The 18418-nt window shown below is 46.1% G+C and carries 19 protein-coding genes; 16 read left to right on the forward strand and 3 right to left on the reverse strand.

The features are described from left to right. Positions 1-137 precede the first annotated feature (137 nt). The 8 genes from MHI27_RS09895 (at position 138) to MHI27_RS09930 (ending at position 5404) form a co-directional block, all read left to right on the forward strand. Entirely contained in the window at positions 138-578 is a 441-nt protein-coding gene (locus MHI27_RS09895; RefSeq protein ID WP_042186787.1) for a DUF86 domain-containing protein, read from the forward strand. Positions 579-637: 59 nt separating this feature from the next. After that, positions 638-1303, forward strand: coding sequence for a metalloregulator ArsR/SmtB family transcription factor (locus MHI27_RS09900; RefSeq protein ID WP_042186789.1), 666 nt, complete (start codon positions 638-640; stop codon positions 1301-1303). Positions 1304-1403: 100 nt separating this feature from the next. Beyond that, positions 1404-1856 (forward strand): YtxH domain-containing protein, encoded by a 453-nt coding sequence (locus MHI27_RS09905; protein WP_052404235.1) that lies wholly within the window; start codon positions 1404-1406, stop codon positions 1854-1856. A 254-nt stretch (positions 1857-2110) separates the two neighbouring features. Beyond that, complete coding sequence (gene racE, locus MHI27_RS09910) at positions 2111-2917, forward strand: glutamate racemase (protein ID WP_076283405.1); 807 nt, start codon at positions 2111-2113, stop codon at positions 2915-2917. A gap of 207 nt (positions 2918-3124) precedes the next feature. Continuing rightward, positions 3125-4333, forward strand: a complete 1209-nt coding sequence (locus MHI27_RS09915; protein ID WP_405176159.1) for a M14 family zinc carboxypeptidase — start codon at positions 3125-3127, stop codon at positions 4331-4333. A gap of 110 nt (positions 4334-4443) precedes the next feature. Next, positions 4444-4695 carry a hypothetical protein gene (locus MHI27_RS09920; protein WP_076283188.1) on the forward strand — a complete coding sequence of 84 codons (252 nt, stop codon included), beginning with the start codon at positions 4444-4446 and terminating at the stop codon, positions 4693-4695. Between the two features lie 125 nt (positions 4696-4820). Then, complete coding sequence (locus MHI27_RS09925; RefSeq protein WP_042126263.1) at positions 4821-5123, forward strand: iron-sulfur cluster assembly accessory protein; 303 nt, start codon at positions 4821-4823, stop codon at positions 5121-5123. Positions 5124-5164: 41 nt separating this feature from the next. Next, positions 5165-5404, forward strand: coding sequence for a DUF1450 domain-containing protein (locus MHI27_RS09930; protein WP_042126265.1), 240 nt, complete (start codon positions 5165-5167; stop codon positions 5402-5404). Between the two features lie 86 nt (positions 5405-5490). On the opposite strand, the gene MHI27_RS09935 is transcribed toward MHI27_RS09930, so the two are convergent. Further along, positions 5491-7461, reverse strand: a complete 1971-nt coding sequence (locus MHI27_RS09935) for an LTA synthase family protein (RefSeq protein ID WP_405176713.1) — start codon at positions 7459-7461, stop codon at positions 5491-5493. Between the two features lie 203 nt (positions 7462-7664). Then, positions 7665-8804 carry a class I SAM-dependent RNA methyltransferase gene (locus MHI27_RS09940; protein ID WP_076283187.1) on the reverse strand — a complete coding sequence of 380 codons (1140 nt, stop codon included), beginning with the start codon at positions 8802-8804 and terminating at the stop codon, positions 7665-7667. A 197-nt stretch (positions 8805-9001) separates the two neighbouring features. On the opposite strand from MHI27_RS09940, the gene MHI27_RS09945 reads away from it, so the two are divergent. Continuing rightward, positions 9002-9631 (forward strand): O-methyltransferase, encoded by a 630-nt coding sequence (locus MHI27_RS09945; RefSeq protein ID WP_405176160.1) that lies wholly within the window; start codon positions 9002-9004, stop codon positions 9629-9631. Positions 9632-9638: 7 nt separating this feature from the next. Here the strand turns inward: MHI27_RS09945 and MHI27_RS09950 are convergent, their stop codons facing one another. Continuing rightward, on the reverse strand, positions 9639-10859 hold the full coding sequence (locus MHI27_RS09950; protein WP_042126273.1) for an MFS transporter: 1221 nt from the start codon (positions 10857-10859) through the stop codon (positions 9639-9641). A gap of 278 nt (positions 10860-11137) precedes the next feature. On the opposite strand from MHI27_RS09950, the gene hemE reads away from it, so the two are divergent. The 7 genes from hemE (at position 11138) to MHI27_RS09985 (ending at position 18418) form a co-directional block, all read left to right on the forward strand. Continuing rightward, positions 11138-12199 carry a uroporphyrinogen decarboxylase gene (gene hemE / locus MHI27_RS09955; protein ID WP_042186799.1) on the forward strand — a complete coding sequence of 354 codons (1062 nt, stop codon included), beginning with the start codon at positions 11138-11140 and terminating at the stop codon, positions 12197-12199. A gap of 35 nt (positions 12200-12234) precedes the next feature. After that, positions 12235-13191: a ferrochelatase gene (gene hemH, locus MHI27_RS09960; protein WP_405176161.1), complete on the forward strand. Its 957-nt coding sequence runs from the start codon at positions 12235-12237 to the stop codon at positions 13189-13191. After that, positions 13188-14609: a protoporphyrinogen oxidase gene (gene hemG, locus MHI27_RS09965; protein WP_341127671.1), complete on the forward strand. Its 1422-nt coding sequence runs from the start codon at positions 13188-13190 to the stop codon at positions 14607-14609. The genes hemH and hemG overlap by 4 nt, the downstream gene beginning before the upstream one ends. A 180-nt stretch (positions 14610-14789) precedes the next feature. Next, a complete protein-coding gene (locus MHI27_RS09970; protein ID WP_076283182.1) occupies positions 14790-16178 on the forward strand; it encodes a CapA family protein in 1389 nt (462 codons plus the stop codon). Between the two features lie 21 nt (positions 16179-16199). Then, positions 16200-16931 carry a glycerophosphodiester phosphodiesterase gene (locus tag MHI27_RS09975; protein WP_405176714.1) on the forward strand — a complete coding sequence of 244 codons (732 nt, stop codon included), beginning with the start codon at positions 16200-16202 and terminating at the stop codon, positions 16929-16931. Between the two features lie 36 nt (positions 16932-16967). After that, positions 16968-17591 carry a fumarylacetoacetate hydrolase family protein gene (locus MHI27_RS09980; RefSeq protein ID WP_042186808.1) on the forward strand — a complete coding sequence of 208 codons (624 nt, stop codon included), beginning with the start codon at positions 16968-16970 and terminating at the stop codon, positions 17589-17591. Positions 17592-17614: 23 nt separating this feature from the next. Next, positions 17615-18418, forward strand: a complete 804-nt coding sequence (locus tag MHI27_RS09985; RefSeq protein ID WP_076298545.1) for a DUF92 domain-containing protein — start codon at positions 17615-17617, stop codon at positions 18416-18418.

Here is an 18418-nt window from a genome sequence, read left to right on the forward strand (position 1 = left end):
GATGGAAGCGTTAACTTATTTGGTCGTTTTTCTTGCGGCATGTTTCATTATGTTCTTTTGGCTGAAACGCCGCGGCAAACGCGGTAAGTAGGGATAATGCAGATTTCTCTAACTATTTTTGACATGGGGGTATTGCTGTGTATTATGTCAACCGCAAACAAATCGAAACCATTCTTGCTCAAATCCCAGATATAACTACAGGTCTTCGGACTGTAACAGCTTCATGGGATGGCAATACTTTAACCGGACTAATACAAGAACGCTGCCTTCATCTGGCGATAGAGGTGGTTACGGACGTTGGTAGTTGTCTGATTGACGGTTTTATTATGCGTGATGCCGGAAGTTATGAGGATATCATTTCAATTATACATGAAGAAAAAGTACTAGGTAAAAGTGAGATCTACGAGCGATTAATAGAGCTTGTCGCACTTCGTAAGCCGCTCGTGCAGGATTATTTTGCCTGGGAAAGAGAAGCACTACACCCGCTCACACCAATCCTTTCAGAGGTGCTAGAGAAGTTTGCTGTTGAAGTAGGGAATTATTTGGATCAGGAACTTGGGTCCGGTGTAACGCTATAATAGCATAAGATAGAATCATATAAAATAGGCGGTAGCCGTGAAAGAGAGGGGGTTCCTTTATGATGAAGATGGGGCAGGAAAATGGATCGACAAGACACTTGATTATGACGCTCCTGAAGACGAAAGGACCACTGACCATCGGCGCGCTGGCAGAAGAATTGGGAATTACAGAGATGGGTGTCCGTCGTCATGTGCTTCAGCTGGAGCAGGAGGGACTTGCTAAGACAAAAGTGGTTCGGCAAGCGATGGGGCGGCCTTTACATATGTATTCTTTAACGGAGAAGTCCGAAGAGTATTTTCCAAAAAGCTATCACAATCTGGCTTTGGAGCTTTTGCGTGAATTGGATTATGGCAGTGGATTGGAAGCTGTTAATACATTGTTTGAGGGACGCCGTCGCCGGATGCTCACCCAGTATGCACCGATGATGGAACGCCGGAATTTGGAAGAGCGAGTAGCTGAGTTATCGTCGATCCAAAACGCTGGTGGATATATGGCGGAGTGGAACCGAGAAGAGGATGGTTCGTATGTCATAAAAGAATACAACTGCCCGATTCGCCAGGTGGCTACTCAGTATCGTAAAGCTTGTCAATGCGAGCATAGCCTATTTGAGGAATTGCTGGATGCTAAGGTTACACGAAGTGAATGTATGGCAGAAGGCGGACAATGCTGCCGATACGCAATTGCACCCAAAAATGTAACAGACAAAACTTCTGAAAAGTCGTAATAATTAGTCACAAGACAAACTCCTGCTGCTTATGATATAGCAGATATAGGCATTAGCCCGGTAGAGCGGGGAGCAATGAATTTAAAGGAGAGATGAAACGATGAAAAAGGACACAAAAGGTTTGTTATGGGGAGCTTTAGTCGGAAGTGTGGTTGGATCAGTGACAGCACTTCTGTTCGCGCCTAAGCCAGGTAAAGAGCTGCGCAAGGATATTGCGGAAGGAACAGCTGCTGGCATTGAAAAGGTACAGGGAATTGCCGTTCAGGCTGGAGACAAGAGCGTTGAGCTGTATGACAAAGCAAAGGATTCTATAGGTCATGTAGTCCATGAGGTTCGCGAATGGAGCAAGTCATGTTCGAATGCTGTAGAAGAAGATACTGCTACTGTAGCAGTAAGTGGAATTGCTACGGAAGAAACGATTCAAGAGGCAGCGGCAACTTTGGAAGAGGTAACGGAGTTAGAGGTATCGCCTGTAAATGAAGAAGTAAGCAGTGAAGAAGCTAGTCTTGAAGAAGCACAGCTAGATGACAAGGACAATAACGAAATCGCATAATGAAACAGTGGATGGAGTGTTTGGTTTTACGGTCAAAAAGTACTTATTCTCTTTTAATAGAGCCGCTTTTTCGCATTGGGCGGAAGGTGGCTTTTTTATTTCATTCTTATAGACCTGTTAAATGATGGCAAAAGTCTTGGCTTGAACTAAGAGTCCAAAAGGAGTAATATCTGCAATTGGGGCTGAAAGTCAGGTACATTTTGTTTTCGGCTTACATAAGCTACACAAAACAAGTAGAAGGAAGCGGTGTGTTCGTGCAGCAAGCTATTGCAATATTAGACTCAGGTGTGGGAGGGCTAACAGTTGTCAAAGAAGTGATGAGGCAGCTCCCGCGGGAGAAAATCATTTATTTCGGAGATACGGCCCGAGCTCCGTACGGACCCCGTTCGACCGAGGAAGTAACACTGTTTACAGAACAAATTGTAGATTATTTGATCCAGTTTAATCCTAAAATGATTGTTATCGCTTGTAATACCGCAACAGCAGCGGCACTCGATTATATCTCAGCCAAGGTCTCTATCCCTGTCATTGGGGTGATTCATCCCGGAGCCCGTGCTGCAATTAGCGCGACCAAAAGCGGACATGTCGGCGTGATCGGTACAATAGGAACCATCGGCAGCGGGGCTTATACTAACGCACTAAAGCAGCTGTCTCCTTTTGTTGAGGTTGTAAGTCAAGCCTGCCCAGCACTTGTCCCACTCGTTGAGCAAGGCATGTTCCGCTCTGAGATAAGTTATGAAATTGTAGAGCAGGCATTGGAAGGCATTAAAGATAATAACATCGATACTTTAATTTTAGGATGCACTCATTATCCATTTCTTGTTGAGCCTATTGGAGAGACCATGGGACCGGGAGTCAAACTGATCAGTTCCGCAGATGAGACAGCTCGTGAGATCAGCACGATTTTATACGATAAAGGCAAGCTGTCCATCGGGGATGAAAGTCCAATTCATCAGTTCTTCTGCAGTGGTGATGCTGAAATGTTTCAGCGAATTGCCCGAGACTGGCTTGGAGAACAAATTAAACGTACCCCAGTAGTATGGCAAGTATCCACGTTATAAGCAGAGCAATGTTGAATTGAATAGGGACAAACTCTACGGAGTGTAAGATAAAATAGGCTGGGAAGCATAATTCCCAGCCTATTTTCTTGTGATTCATTTCTCCTTCATGCAGGGTAGTGGCTCTTGCATACAATAGAATTAAGTGCTATTTGCTGCTATTTTTGTATCCACCGTATCAGCAATTTAAGGCCGAGAGGATGAGACCTAATGCGACAATATATTGCAAGCAGGGGAGATACCGTAAGCCGAATTGCCGCCCTGCATGGATTAACCCCTGAGCATGTCATTCAAGGCAATCCATGGGTTGGGAGACAGTCTTATTTATATCCGGGTCAGGTTTTATTCCTGCCGTCTTCGCCGCGTAAAAGGTATGCGGTGCAGGAAGGGGACGATCTTGAACGCATAACCTCATTATTCAATGTGAGTTTAGATGATTTGGAGAAGCTTAATCCAGGTGTGTCCTCAGGGCGCTTCTGTACACCGGGAAAAGTCCTCGTCATTCCGCCTCCGATTCCAGAGCGAGTGGTATTCTTACGTGGAGAGTACGGTCCGGTTGATGTTGAGAACGACATCAGCAGCCTGATTGCACAATATCCTTTTATACAAGCACATCCAATTGGCAACAGTGTGCTCGGCAAGCCAATTCCTGTGCTTAAAATAGGCAATGGAACCCGCCATTTGCATGTTAATGCTTCTCTACATGCTAATGAATGGCTGACCTCGCCTTGCCTGATGTCGTTCATAGAAGAGTATGCAGCAGCTTATGCTAAAGGTTTGGCATGGAATGGTCATCGTCCAGAGGAATGGTACAATAATTGGACCCTATGGGCTGTACCCATGGCTAACCCTGACGGCGTGGAGTTAGTGCAGGAGGGCGTTTTACCAGGCCACCCTTATTATGAGGACCTTATGAAATGGAACGGGGGACGGCGGAGTTTTCGCCATTGGAAGGCCAATATACGCGGTGTGGATCTCGGGGATCAGTTCCCTGCTCATTGGGAAGAGGAACGGGAACGCCGTGGTGTAATCCTGCCCTCTCCGCGTGATTACAGTGGTCCTGAGGCGCTAAGTGAACCTGAGGCAGCCGCTCTAGCGGTACTTGCTGAGAACGCGCCCGGAGAAGCTGCAGTGTCTTTGCATAGCCAAGGGGGAGAGATCTACTGGAATTACCGGGGATATGAACCTCCCGAAAGCCGCGAATTAGCAACACGGTTGGCCGCTGCGAGCAGCTATCGTGCAGTCGAATTAACTGGCAGCGATGCCGGGTATAAGGATTGGTTCATCCAGACCTTTCGTAAACCAGGATTTACAGTAGAGCTGGGGATCGGTAAAAATCCGTTGCCATTGGCAGATTTTGAGGATATGGCGCTAGAAACGGGTCTAATTTTGGGAACGATACTATCCAATGTGAAATAATTATGAAACAATTACAGTAAACTTGCGTAACATAAACCATAGGGTATGGCCGCTGTCGTCACTACACGTTATCCGCGGCTGTATCCTTTTTACTTGGGAGGAGGGTCACTATGAAACTGAAAAAACTGCTGTCACTGAAACAATGGTCTACTATCTTCAGTAGTTCCTGGCGATATGTGATCTCCCCTAAAGTCGCAATAGGGGACAAGCTTTTATTCACAATCCCAGTACTGCTCTATTGGGTGTTGCCGGATTTTATGCCTTTTTTACCGATCGATGATATTGGTGTGACGATGCTTCTTATGGGCTGGTTCGTGTCACGGATGGGACGAAAATACCCGGCACTTCAGGCCGGAAAATGAGGCAGTGAAGTGAGATCTACCTCGGATTGTGTATCTAATTTGTTAATATAGTTGCTTTTAGATATCATTTACCTTTAAAATAGGTAATTGAGTATTTAATTTAAGTACTAGGAGATGGATGATAGATGAAGGTCAAAATTACCCGCAATGCGGCTAAAGTGATAAAGAAACAAATGGAACTTGAAGGAAACAGCGAGTTGAAGCTTCGCGTAGCGATTACGCATGCTCACGGTGATCATGCTCACTACGGACTGGATTTGGACACGCCTAATGAGAATGATGTTGTAGTCTCGACAGATAAAGAAATCGATGTTATTCTTGATCCGAATCAACCGCTCCTTGATGGTGTGGTCGTTGATTATTTATATCTTCCTGAAGAAGGTTTTGTTATTACTAATCCGTCTAAAGGTAATCACGGCGATCACTAAACGTTTCGCCTTAAATTTGGGACATAAAGAAGGGTTGCTCCATGGCTAACGATATACAAGTGTGCGATGAATGTAATTTTATGAAATTGAAGAGTATCATACCCAAACTGCAAAAGATGGCGCCTGATGCAGAGATCAAGGTCGGCTGTAAGTCGTACTGTGGTCCATGTGGCAAACGGGCCTTTGTATATGTTAATGGTCGTTATGTGAGTGCTCCAACAGAGGAAGAAGTGTTGAAGAAGGTAGAAGCTTTTATCAAGCAACCGGCCGTTCAGAAATAATGCAGAGGTCTTATCCATCAACTTAAAAAGCCCTAAACCCGTGTTGATGACGGAGTTTAGGGCTTTTTGTTTTATAAATGAAATTTTTATGGTGCAGATTCTTCCTTTCGGAGCATCTTGATGCCATCGTATTTCATGATATCGTCTGAGATTTGCAGTCGTTGCTTACTTGTCTCGAACCCGGTGCTGCACCCCGCAACGTCAATGGCTTCGCGGCTGTCGAGGCTATAACAGGTGCCGCTGTTGAATTGTCCATTTTCACTTGGAAGATAGGAGCGCTTCGCATCGGCAAAGGCACCGGTTCGCAGTGTCACAAGTCGCTCTTTGCCACTGAACAGATTATTACCCATGAGATAATAAGGATCTTGTGAGATCCCAAGCAGATGGAGTAAGGAAGGTGTGAGATCCAATTGACCAGCCGGATTAGAATCAATCACCGAGGTGTTATTACCCGGCAGATGAATGAGTAATGGAACTTGATGCATGATTTGATGCATGTCGAGCTTATTTAAGCTTTTACCAAGAAATTGTTCGTAATAAGAGGTTTCTTGGATCGAGTTATCATGATCACCATAAAAGGCAAGGATCGTGTTATCCCACAACCCACGCTGCTTCATATCACTCACCAATTCACCTAGAGCTTCATCTGTATAATGAACAGCCTGTAAATATTCTCCGAAGATGGTACCTTTAAACTCCCCGGTATCAAGCCCTTGCTTAGCCGCAGGGAGAGAATATGGGTGATGACTAGATAGTGTAGTCAAAAAAGAGTAAAAGGGCTTCTGGATCGATTCTACAGAATCCATAATATTTAGGGACTGCCGCAGGAATGATTTATCTCCCAATGACCAGCCTAGGGGCTCGTCGATCTTAAAGTCTTTTTTGCTATAAAAATGGTCGTACCCCATCGCCTTATACATAATCTGCCGATTCCAGAAGCTTCCTTCATACGCATGGAAGGCATTGGTGCTATAGCCCTTGGACTTCAAAATGGCAGGTAACGTGTCAAATTGATGATCCGGGTAACGGACAAATACTGAGCCGGAGACCAGCGGATACAGTGAACCATTCGAGGCGAAATCCGCATCGGAGGTTCGCCCTTGTGAGGTCTGATGATAGTAATTACTGAAGTAGGTATTCTCTTTGATTAGAGCGTTCAAATTAGGTGTGACCTCTTGTCCATTGATCGAACGTCCCACTACAAAATTCATAAAAGCTTCGGCCTGAATAACAACGATGTTGCTTCCGCTGTATTTTCCAAAGCTGTCGTTAAGAGCACTTTGCTCAGCATTGTGTTCATTGAACCAGAGCTTCATGGAGTTGGCTTCCTTTTGTGAAAGCTCAGGCTGCGGGCCTAAATGATCTTTGGCATACAAGTAAATATCATAACCGTGAAATCCAATGAGTCCAGTAACGTTATACATCGCCAAGCTCCACCAGTTACCAGTGAATAAACCCTTGGCCCACGTAGTGGCGTAAGAGTGGATAGGGCCAAAGGTCAGAATGAAGCCTAATACCAATGCAACGACCCCGTTAACGCTCCGTCTTAGTCCTCTCATTAAGCGTGAAGAGGGACGAAAATGACTTGTGCGAGCATAATAGGAAGGCTGTCCATTATTATAGGTAGGCGTGTTCCGACGGAATAACACTACGCAAATGGTGTAAACCAGAAATATCAGCCAATCCGCGAACAAGTAGAGATCAGAGGGACGGAGTAGTGCAAAGATACTTCCGCCAAGTGCATCCATCTGTCCGGCTTGAAAAAGAACGGGGACGGTGATGAAATCCTGAAAGTAGCGATAGTAGACAATATCAGAATAAATAAGTAATGTCAGGAGCACGTTTATGATTATCAGGGCTATGGTTTGTCCACGTCGGGGGAGCCATAACACCCAAAATGATAACAGCATAACTGAACCGAGAGCAATGAGCTTGTCGAGACGGTTCATATCAATATTAGGGGCATGCAGGCCGCTGTGAAGAAACATTAGCTTAGCGAGCATAAGGACAAGAAAAAGGATGTAACCAATATAACGGGAGCGGACAATAGTGATCATTCTATCCGTTATGGATGAGCTGATCCTACTAAATGGATCTCGTGACACGTTAAAGCCTCCTAGCACAGAAGTTGAGTATGTAAGAAGAAACGGACACCGTCCTCAATCGAGGTAGATGTCCGTTCTTATATTTCTCGCATAAACGCTTACCGTCCTTTTAAGGACGCCGAAGCCGTTCATGCTTGGCGTAATTGTCTTCCGAATTATTTCGGATTTCTAGGTGGAAGTGGACCCAAGTATTGATAATATTGACACTCAATACGTCCGTTATACAACTTGCGACGCTTGTCCGCTTTACGGCCGTAATATTGTTCGAATTCCTTATAAGGACTAATCGCGAAGAATGACCAAGTCGGTAGGTACAGCATCATTTCACCAAACTGGCGAGTCAGCTTCTCCACCTCTTTATCATTACTGATCCGTTCACCATATGGCGGGTTGGTAATGATACAGCCGTATTCGCCTTGGGGTCTTGCTTTGGCGGCAGCCATCACGGTGAAGGTTATTTCTCCGGACAGGCCGGCGCTTTTAGCAGCGGCTTCAGCAATTTCTATAGCAGCAGGATCGATATCCGTGCCGGTTAGCTGCAATGGATAATCATCTCGCACGGCATCGAAAGCTTCTTCGCGAGCTTCCTCCCACAGATACTTAGGGATGACTGGCCAATGTTCTGAAGGGAAGGAACGCCGTAGTCCCGGTGCGATATTCCAAGCGATCATCGCGGCTTCGATCAACAATGTTCCCGAACCACAACATGGATCATATAGCGGACGGTGGCCATTCCAGCGGCTAAGCTGGATTAAAGCGGCTGCCATCGTTTCCTTCAGTGGCGCTTCTGTAGCCTGTCTGCGGTATCCGCGTTTGTGAAGAGCAGGTCCGGTGGTGTCTAGCGTAATAAGCGCGATATCGTTTAACAGAATCACTTCGATCACATATCGAGGTCCGTTCTCTGGGAACCAGTCCGTATGATAGGAGAGCTTCAGCTTCTCGACGATAGCTTTTTTGACAATCCCTTGGGAAGCGGGTACACTCGTTAGTTGTGATTTATGGGATCGTCCTTCAACCGGAAATTCTCCATTCTCGGGAATCCAGTCTTCCCAAGGCAGCGCTTTAACACCCTCAAATAACTCATCGAAGGTTTTAGCGGGGAATTGACCCATTTTTACTAATACGCGGTCGGATGTACGCAGCCATAAATTACAGCGACAGATGTCGATATAATCACCACTGAACAATACACGACCGTTCTCGACCGTGGTCTCATAACCCAGTTCGTTTAATTCGCGCGCTACTACAGCTTCTAATCCCATAGGGGCAGTAGCGATTAATTGTAATTTGCTCAAATACTCTCAACTCCGTTTAACTTGTAGATAAATACAAAAAGCCAGTACAATAAGAAAGCCAACACCATAAGAAAAGCATCCATACAAGTATAGGGGAATGCGGGACACTTCACAATGCCCGGCATTCCATAAATCATAAAATCTTCCCCGTCATCCCTTCATTCGAGAAAACGGGGGATCATCAAAGGAGAATCTTTATGCTTACCCAAGAAGAATACAGTGAACAACTTTATACCGAGGACGAAATCCTGCTTCAGGTAAAAGAAGCTATCGTCCATGCGGGTATGCCGGAGGTGTCTGTCGAGCCGGGGTACGGAAGACTGCTCACTATGCTTGTTAGACTGTCTCGCTCCACGCGTATTTTGGAGATTGGCGCACTTGGCGGCTACAGCGGGATTTGCTTATCTCGCGGCTTTACTGAAGGTGGCACGCTGACTTCACTAGAGCTGAGGGCCGATTATGCCGAGCTTGCTCGCCGTAATGTAGAACTGGCCGGATTCGGTGATTCTACGGAATATAGAATCGGTCCTGCAATGGACAGCCTGAAGGCACTTGAAGCAGAGGGCGCTAAGTTCGATTTCTTCTTTATCGACGCAGACAAGATTAACTATACCAATTACTTGGAATATGCCATCAAGATGGCTAATCCAGGAGCGATTATTGCTGGTGATAATATCTTCCTCCGCGGACGGACGCTAAATACGGATCGAAATGGACCTGCCATTCTGGCTGTACGGCATTTCAATGAAATGATCGCCACCGATGACCGTCTGATCAGCACTTGTCTGCCAGCCTATGATGGACTGGCGTTGGCAATGGTGAAATAGCAGAAGATTAGCGAAATAGCCGTGGCGGAGTAGCTTTGTATAGCTTAACCCGGACCCATACGGTGTTTAACAGCAACAAGCTTCCGGAGATGATAAACAGTCCCTCAATACCAATATAACCAGATAGAAAGCCGCCTATGATAGCTCCCAGCATATTGCCCAGTGACAATGTGCTGCCGTTGAAGCCGAATGCGCGGCTTTCTTTCCCGTCAGGGGTATAAGACCGGATAAGCGCATTAACGCTGGGCAATAGGCCGCCCATAAAAATCCCCATGAGAAAACGGACAATGATTAGCTGCCACACGCTAGTAACGAATGCTTGCGGAATCAGGAATAGCGAAGCCCCGATTAACGCGTAGGTCAGAATGCGGTGTGCGCCGACTTTATCACTCAGCTTGCCGAGCAAGGGGGAAGCCAGCATGTTGGAGATCCCTGTAACTGCGCTGACCATTCCGGCTAAAAAGGCTATATTCTCAGCAGGCCCATTTAACTTTTCAACATAAAGTGGCAGCAAGGCCATGGGGCTGATCATTGCAAATTGCAGCAAAAAGGTTACACCAAACAGCGCCGGGAGCTGAGGGATCTTGATCAATTCCTTCAAGCCCTCCATTACTGACACCTGTGGCTCTTGTGCCGCTTCTGCACGATCGAATTTCTCTTTAACGAGAAACAGTGCCAGCAGAGAGGCGATGAAGAGCAAGGCGCCAACGACATAAAAGATCGGACGAAATCCGATTAAATCAGCAAGAAAACCACCAATAAGTGGTCCAAGGATGGTACCTGCAACAGAACCCGACTGCATCAGCCCCATCGAAAATCCCATACGTGCTTTCGGAGTAGTACCCGAAACGAGTGCGATGGAAGCGGGATTGAAGCCGGAGATTGTACCGTTTAGCAGTCGCAGTAAGAGCAGCTGCATAGGGGATTGTGCGAAGCCCATCAACACCATAACGATAGCCATGCCAAAGCTGGAGCGCAGGAGCATGATTTTACGTCCATATTTGTCAGCAAGTTTTCCCCATAGTGGCTGGAAAATGAAAGAAGTTAAAAAGTTTGCGGCAAAAATAAGGCCCGCCCAAATTCCAATTTCATGCTCACCCTGAACTCCAAGATCCTTAGCAAGATACAAGGTCAGGAACGGTGTAATCATCGTCATTCCGGCATTTACCAAGAATTGTCCGAACCAAAGCACTAAGAGGTTGACCTTCCATGTCTCCCATTTCTTCAAAGTGCTTTCACTTCCTTTCAAAAAATTTCAGAAAATACATGATTCACAGAAAAATAGACATTTTATCAGTATATCATTTTTTTAGCTTCAAAAGTGCAATACATGTCATAGTAATGTCATAGGATTGTCATTCCGCGATCTTCGTTTTGCTTGTTACAACCTTTTAAAAAGGGCATAATAGTAAGTATGCCGATCAAGCATAAACGCCATCGGCGTCCTTATTAGGACGGTAAGCGTTTATTTTAAAAAATCTTATAAAATATAATGGAGATCTTATCATGACCTACAACGACACTTTTATCCGCGCCTGCAGAAAGCAGGATACGGAGCACGTTCCCGTATGGTACATGCGGCAGGCCGGCCGTTATGATCCCGAGTACCGTAAAATCAAGGAAAAGTACTCATTGCTTGAAATCTGCAAACAGCCTGAGTTAGCGGCTGAAGTAACCTTGATGCCTGTGCGCAAGCTAGGTGTGGACGCGGCCATTTTGTATTCAGACATTATGAATCCGGTCGCTTCTATCGGTGTGAAATTTGATATCGTCAAAGATATTGGCCCTGTGATCGAGAATCCGATTCGCTCTGCAGCAGATGTCGAGAGACTGAAGCCCATTGATGTTGAAGGTGATCTCGGACATATTTTGGAGACGATTGCAATTCTGGATAAGGAGCTGGACGTGCCCTTGATTACTTTCGCAGGCGCACCGTTTACAATTGCCAGCTATCTGATCGAAGGCAGACCTTCCAAAGGATATATTCGGACTAAAGAGCTAATGTACAGTGAACCCCGTGTCTGGGAAATGCTGATGGACAAGCTCGGCGATATGATTATCGCTTACCTCCGCAGTCACGTGCGTAGTGGTGGAAAAGCGTTTCAATTGTTCGACAGCTGGGTCGGTGCCCTTGCGCCTCGCGATTTTGAAAAGTATGTGTTACCGACGGTTTCTCGTATTTTTTCCGAATTATCCGATCTTGATGTACCGAAAATATACTTTCCTGGCGTAAGCTCTGGCGAATTGCTGCCGAGTCTTACGAAGCTTCAAGCGGATGTAATTGGGGTGGACTGGCGTGTGAGCTTGTCCGAAGGTCGACGCAGAACCGGTGGGAAATTTGCGATTCAAGGCAACCTGGATCCGTATTTACTTACAGCGCCGATGGACGTCTTGAAGGAGCACGCGAAAGCGTTAATTGATGAAGGGGTACAAGAGCCGGGATATATCTTCAATCTGGGTCATGGCTTATTCCCGGAGGCTTCTTTAGAGAAGCTTAGAGAATTAACGGAATATATTCACGAATATTCACAGGAAGTATTGAAAGAATCAGCCAAACTGCGTTCTTAAAAATAGCCTATTAAATCTATAAGGGGATGGAATCCGTGACAGCAAAAATAGGTGTTCTCGTCATGTCGTATGGCACTCCTAAAAGCTTAGAAGACGTTGAAGCATATTACACTCATATTCGGCGAGGTAATCCGCCGACAGCGGAGCAGCTTAAAGAATTAACAGATCGCTATGAAGCGATCGTCGGGGGTGTATTCCCGCTGCGGCAGAACACAGACCGTCAAGTAGCTGCATTACAGGCAGCATTAAACGCGGATAAAGCTGGGGCGGATGTTGAATTTGTCTGCTATCAGGGTTTGAAGCATGCCTATCCGTTTATTGAGGACGGCGTCGAGGCTATGGCGAAGGACGGCATTACCCAAGCGGTTGGTGTTGTGCTTGCCCCTCACTATTCAAGCATGAGCGTGGGTGGCTACATCAAACGTGCTCAGGAAAAGGCTGATGCATGTAAAATCAACATGGGTTTTGTGGAGAGTTACCATATGCACCCAGTATTGATCGATGTTCTAAGCCGGAGAGTAACTGCGAAAATAGATCAATATATCGAAGCAGGCGCTACTCGCGATGAGATAAGGGTATTATTTAGCGCGCATAGTCTTCCAGAGCGTATTCTAGCTATGGGGGATCCTTATAAAGATCAACTATTGGAGACCTCAAAGGCTATTGCAGATCAAGCGGGGATAACCAATTGGCAGTTTACGTGGCAAAGTGCAGGACGGACTGCTGAACCATGGCTTGGACCAGATATTCTGGATACACTTCAGCAGCTTAGCAAGGAACAGGTAGAGTATGTTCTAGTGGCACCGATCGGGTTCGTATCCGATCATTTAGAAGTGCTGTATGACCTTGATATCGAGGCAACAGCCGTAGCTTCAGAGCTGGATATGCGTCTTATGCGGATTGAATCATTAAACAGCGATCCTGCGTACATGTCCGTATTGAGCGATGTTGTTCGTACAAGACTGAATCAAATGTCGGCCGGTCAGTCATGACTGGTCCCTCTAGGCGAATTGTTATCATAGGCGGTGGGCTGAGTGGACTCAGCGCCGCCTTTTACATTCGTAAGTTTTACAAAGAAGCTGGTATGAAACCTGATATTGTACTGCTAGAGAAAGACAAGACTCTTGGTGGGAAGATCGAAACATTGCACCGGGATGGATTTGTGATTGAGAAAGGTCCGGATTCTTTTTTAGCTAGCAAAACAGAGATGATTGAATTGGCTAAGGAATTAGAGCTAGATCACGAGCTGGTGAACACAAATCCAAAGGCAGAGAAGACCTATATACTACAGCGTGACAAGCTTCATCCTATGCCTTCCGGTCTTGTGCTTGGAATTCCTACTGAACTAAAGCCATTTCTATCAAGTGCTCTGGTTTCATTCGGTGGCAAAATACGCGCGCTGATGGACTTGATCCTTCCTCCTAAGCGGAGTAATGACGATGAATCCCTCGGACAGCTGATTGAGCGACGTTTAGGTACTGAAGTGATGGAGAATTTGACCGAACCGCTATTAGCCGGTATGTATGCTGGGGATTTACGCAAAGTCAGCCTACAGGCTACCTTTCCGCAATTTGGAGAAGTAGAGCGGCAGTATGGTGGTCTTATTCGTGGAATCATTAAAGAACAGAATTCCTCCAAGACAAATACGAGCACAAAGAACAGCACTTTTCTGACATTTCGAAAAGGACTACAAAGTCTCGTGCATGGCTTGATTCATGAACTGCATGATGTAGAACAGCGAACTGAAGCTGCGGTGGTCTCTATACATGCTACAGGAACTAATGCTTCTCGTTATGAGCTAGAACTGGAAAGTGGCGAACGGCTGCTTGCGGATGAAATATATATCACCACACCAAATTCTTTTGCTGCCGAACTTTTGCGTCCACATGTGGATGTTTCAGCACTCGATGCGGTAAATTATGTATCGGTTGCGAACTTAGTCATGGCCTTCGACAAGAAGGATATCGAAATTGATGATGCTGGAGCAGGTTTTCTTGTGCCACGTAAGGAAGGGCGCAATATTACTGCCTGTACATGGACGTCAACGAAGTGGCCGCATACGAGTCCAGATGATAAAGTACTTATGCGCTGTCATGTAGGCCGTTCCGGAGATGAACAGAATGTTCAACTTCCAGATGAGGCTCTTACGGAGCTAGTGAGTAAGGATTTACGAGAGATCATGGGCATTACAGCGAAACCTATATTCACGGAAATTACTCGTTCGGAACATTCGATGCCACAGTATCCTGTTGGACATCTTGACAATCTTTCTAAATTCCATAGGGAGCTTGAGACCACACTTCCTGGGATATATGTCTTTGGAACTGGATATGATGGAGTGGCAATGCCCGATTGTGTTAAGCAGGCTAAGCTTACAGCACAAAGCGCTGCAAAGCGTATATCGAATTAATTGTTCATTTACGGGAGAGTTAGAATTATATAATGAACGGTGAAGCGAAGATTTTTTTGCTTCACCGTTTTTGTTTGAAAATTAGATTATACTATTTTAATGGACTCTCGTATTTGGAGGGACAGGTGCTAGGTATGCTATAATAGAACCAATTTGAGAGTAGAGGAGATCATAGAAACAATGTATCCGCCGCGATCGCGTTCTAGACAGAAGAACAAACATAAGAGCAAACGTAAGCGCAGAACGGCCTGGATGTGGGTCAATGCAGGTCTACTTCTGTTGATTATTGTGGCGCTCAGCTATAGTTTTATGGATGACAGATTCAAGGGAAGTTCTGAGCCACCTCCAGTGGCGCAAATGACGGCTTCGCCTACGCCGGATAGTACTGCTCAGGAGACAGCACCTATAGTGACTGCAACGCCTGAAGCCACGGAGTCTCCCATCCCTTCTCCAACGGTAACCCCGGAAGCTACACCTACACCAGAGCCAAAGAGAGAAGAAAATGTTGAAACACAGGCGCCTGTACCAACTGAGACCCCTTCGCCAGATGAAGGTAGCTCCCAAGTCGCAGATGGTGGTTCTGTGTCTGGACTTCCATCAGATGACCAGGCTTCTGGCAATACAGTGACCTTGAATTTTGGTGGAGATGTTATTTTTTCGGGGAAAGCCGGGGAATTGCTCGAAAAGAAAGGTTACGACTATTCGTATGCCGCGCTCGATGGAATGTTCAAGAAGGATGATCTTACGATTGTGAATCTGGAGACTCCTGTGACCACGGGTGGGGTTGGCGCCGCTAATAAGCAATACGTATTCAAAGGCTCGCCCAAAGCACTAGATGCTCTTAAAGCAGCCGGAGTGGATGCAGTAAATATGGCGAACAATCACACGCTTGATCAAGGGGAGGAAGGCCTGCGAGACACGCTGAGTCATCTCTCGGAAAGAGGCATTCCTTATGTTGGTGCTGGGCTTAACAGCAAAGAAGCGTTCTCAGCGCAATATTTTGAGCGTAAAGGGATTAAGATCGCCTTGCTGGGGTTCACACGGGTGATTCCTGCATCTGATTGGATGGCGGGAAAAAATAAACCCGGGCTTGCTTCAGTATATGATAGTAGAGAAGGACTTAAAGCGATTGCTGCAGCTAAACAAAAAGCTGATTTGGTTGTCGTAGTTGTCCATTGGGGTAAAGAACGGGTAGAGCAGTTCGATAATACTCAGCAGACCCTTGGACGTAGCTTTGTCGATGCGGGAGCTGATCTTGTCATTGGTGGTCACCCACATGTATTGCAAGGTGTGGAGCCGTACAAAGGCAAGTGGATCGCCTACAGCACTGGTAATTTTATTTTTACGAGATCAACGGTACCTGCCACTTGGGAAACTGCTGTATTTCAGGCGGAATGTAGTAAAAAAGGTCAATGTTCATTACAGCTGAAGCCTATGACTGCTGAGCTAGCTCAGCCCGTGCCCATGAATCAGGTGAACGGACAGCTTTTGCTGAAAAAAATAGAGTCTTTATCTGCTGGTCGAGTTAAGATCAACAGTGACGGCAAAGTGACTCAAGTTACAAAATAGGGTTCCTGGGAGGTCCTTATGATGAACAATTTATGTGTTGCCCATCGGGGATTTTCCGGTAAAGCTCCGGAGAATACATTAGCAGCGATCCGGATGGCCATTGCCATGCCTTTTGTACACTGGATGGAATTGGATGTCCAGCTCTCGAAGGACGGTGTTCCTGTTGTCATTCATGACTTTACACTGGACCGTACAACCAATGGTCATGGTAAGGTGAAAAATATGGATTGGGAACATATCCGGCGTCTCGATGCGGGTAGCTGGAAAGGGCGTTCTTTTCGGGGAGAGCGGGTGCCTTCCTTGGAAGAAGTGCTCTCATTAGCCTCCGGTAGACTTCGTCTCAATATTGAACTGAAAACAGTGGGCAATATGTATCCTGGCATCGAACAGAAGGTGACGGATCTTATTTCCTCTAAAGGCATGCGGGACGACGTGATTTTGACCTCTTTTGACACAGATGTGTTGAAAAAAATCAAGGAAATAGACCCCCGCTTTCGTACAGGCTTAATTTTTGATTCAAGGTTTGGTAATCCTGCTCGAAGGCTGCATGAACTGGAGTGTTCTCTTTTGTCGATTAGCTTCTCGCGTTTAAATCCTAGATTGGCTAAGGTTTTGGCGGAGCAAGGTGTGAAGATTATGGCTTGGACCGTGAACAAAGGGAAAGAGATGCGTCGCTTAGCAGATATGCATTCTGATATAATGATTTGTACAAACCGTCCGGATATCTGGGGCGATACATTTCTAAAAGTATAAATAATCCAATTCGATGGGAAAGAGAGCTGATTGTCTGTGTGCGCTGCTGTTAATAATTTGTATTGTGTTGGACGGAACTACAAGCTACATGCGGAGGAATTAGGAAATAATGTCCCCGTAGAGCCACTCATTTTTTTGAAGCCCTCACATGCGGCGGTTTCCCTCGATAAAGCAGTCATTCAGCTTCCAAAGGATTCAGGTCAGGTTCATTATGAAGGAGAACTTGTGCTACGGATCGCGCGTGATTATGTACCGGGTATGAGCGTGGAGGATTTGGTGGATGTTATGGCTCTGGGACTGGATTTCACACTGCGTGATGTGCATAATGATCTGCAGAAGAAAGGTCTGCCTTGGACTCCTGCTAAAGGCTTTAAGAACGCTGCTCCACTCACACCTTACATTGCGTTTCCTGACAAGGAAGAGCTGGAAGGAACGGATTTCACGGTTTTAAAAAATGGTGTTGAAGTTCAGCGAGGTAATGTTAAAAATATGATTTTTTCGCTTCAAAAAATTGTCGATTTTATCGCTGCGCGTTACGGGCTGGGTAAAGATGATGTGATATTCACAGGAACACCAGAAGGTGTAGGCTCTACCGTATCAGGAGATTCGTTTGAATTGTACTGGGGTGACAAGCTGATGGGGACTTGCCTGATCGGCTAAAAACATCTGTTGGAGATGAATCTATGTTATGGATTATCGGCGCCCTTGGCGCTTTGTTAGTTGCGGGGGCGGCTTATAGGAAACAATCCTTAAGCCTTTCCGGCATGCTTGCCGCGGTAGCCATGGGGACCATTTATTTTGGTGCTGGAAATGCCTTTTGGTTTGGAATATTGTTGGTTTTTTTCATCTCTTCAAGCCTGTTGTCTAAGCTTCATCATGATAATAAGGCAGAGCTTGAGCTGACTTATGCCAAGACAGGTCGCCGAGATGCTGGGCAGGTCTTTGCTAATGGTGGGCTTGGGATGGTTTTCGTTCTATTGAATGCGATTGTTCCGATGGAACATTGGGAATTTTTATTTATCGGCGTTATGGCAACGGTAACCTCTGATACATGGGCTACGGAGATTGGTACACTCAGCAAGAAGCTGCCTCGGTCTGTCCTGACAGGTAAAATACTTCCTGCCGGTGCCTCAGGTGGCGTATCAAGCCTGGGTACGCTGGCCGCCGCCGCAGGAGGTGCACTTATCGGTGCATCTTCATGGCTGCTACGGATGATATCTGGCATGCCAGATCAATCCTTCTTGTTGCTTACATTGGCAGGACTCACAGGTGGACTTGCGGGTGCGTTCACGGATTCTATTCTAGGGGCAACCGTTCAGCTGATGAATCGTTGCACCGTTTGCGGACGCGAAGTGGAAAGTACACATCACTGCGGTAAAAAGGTTGAATACGCACGTGGCTGGAAGTGGATGACTAATGATGCAGTCAATGCTATTAGCTCTATCGTCGGAGGGGCTATTGCCTTATTGTGTGGGATGATGTTTTAA

The organism is Paenibacillus sp. FSL H8-0261 (genome assembly GCF_045040645.1).
Lineage (GTDB): Bacteria > Bacillota > Bacilli > Paenibacillales > Paenibacillaceae > Paenibacillus_AQ.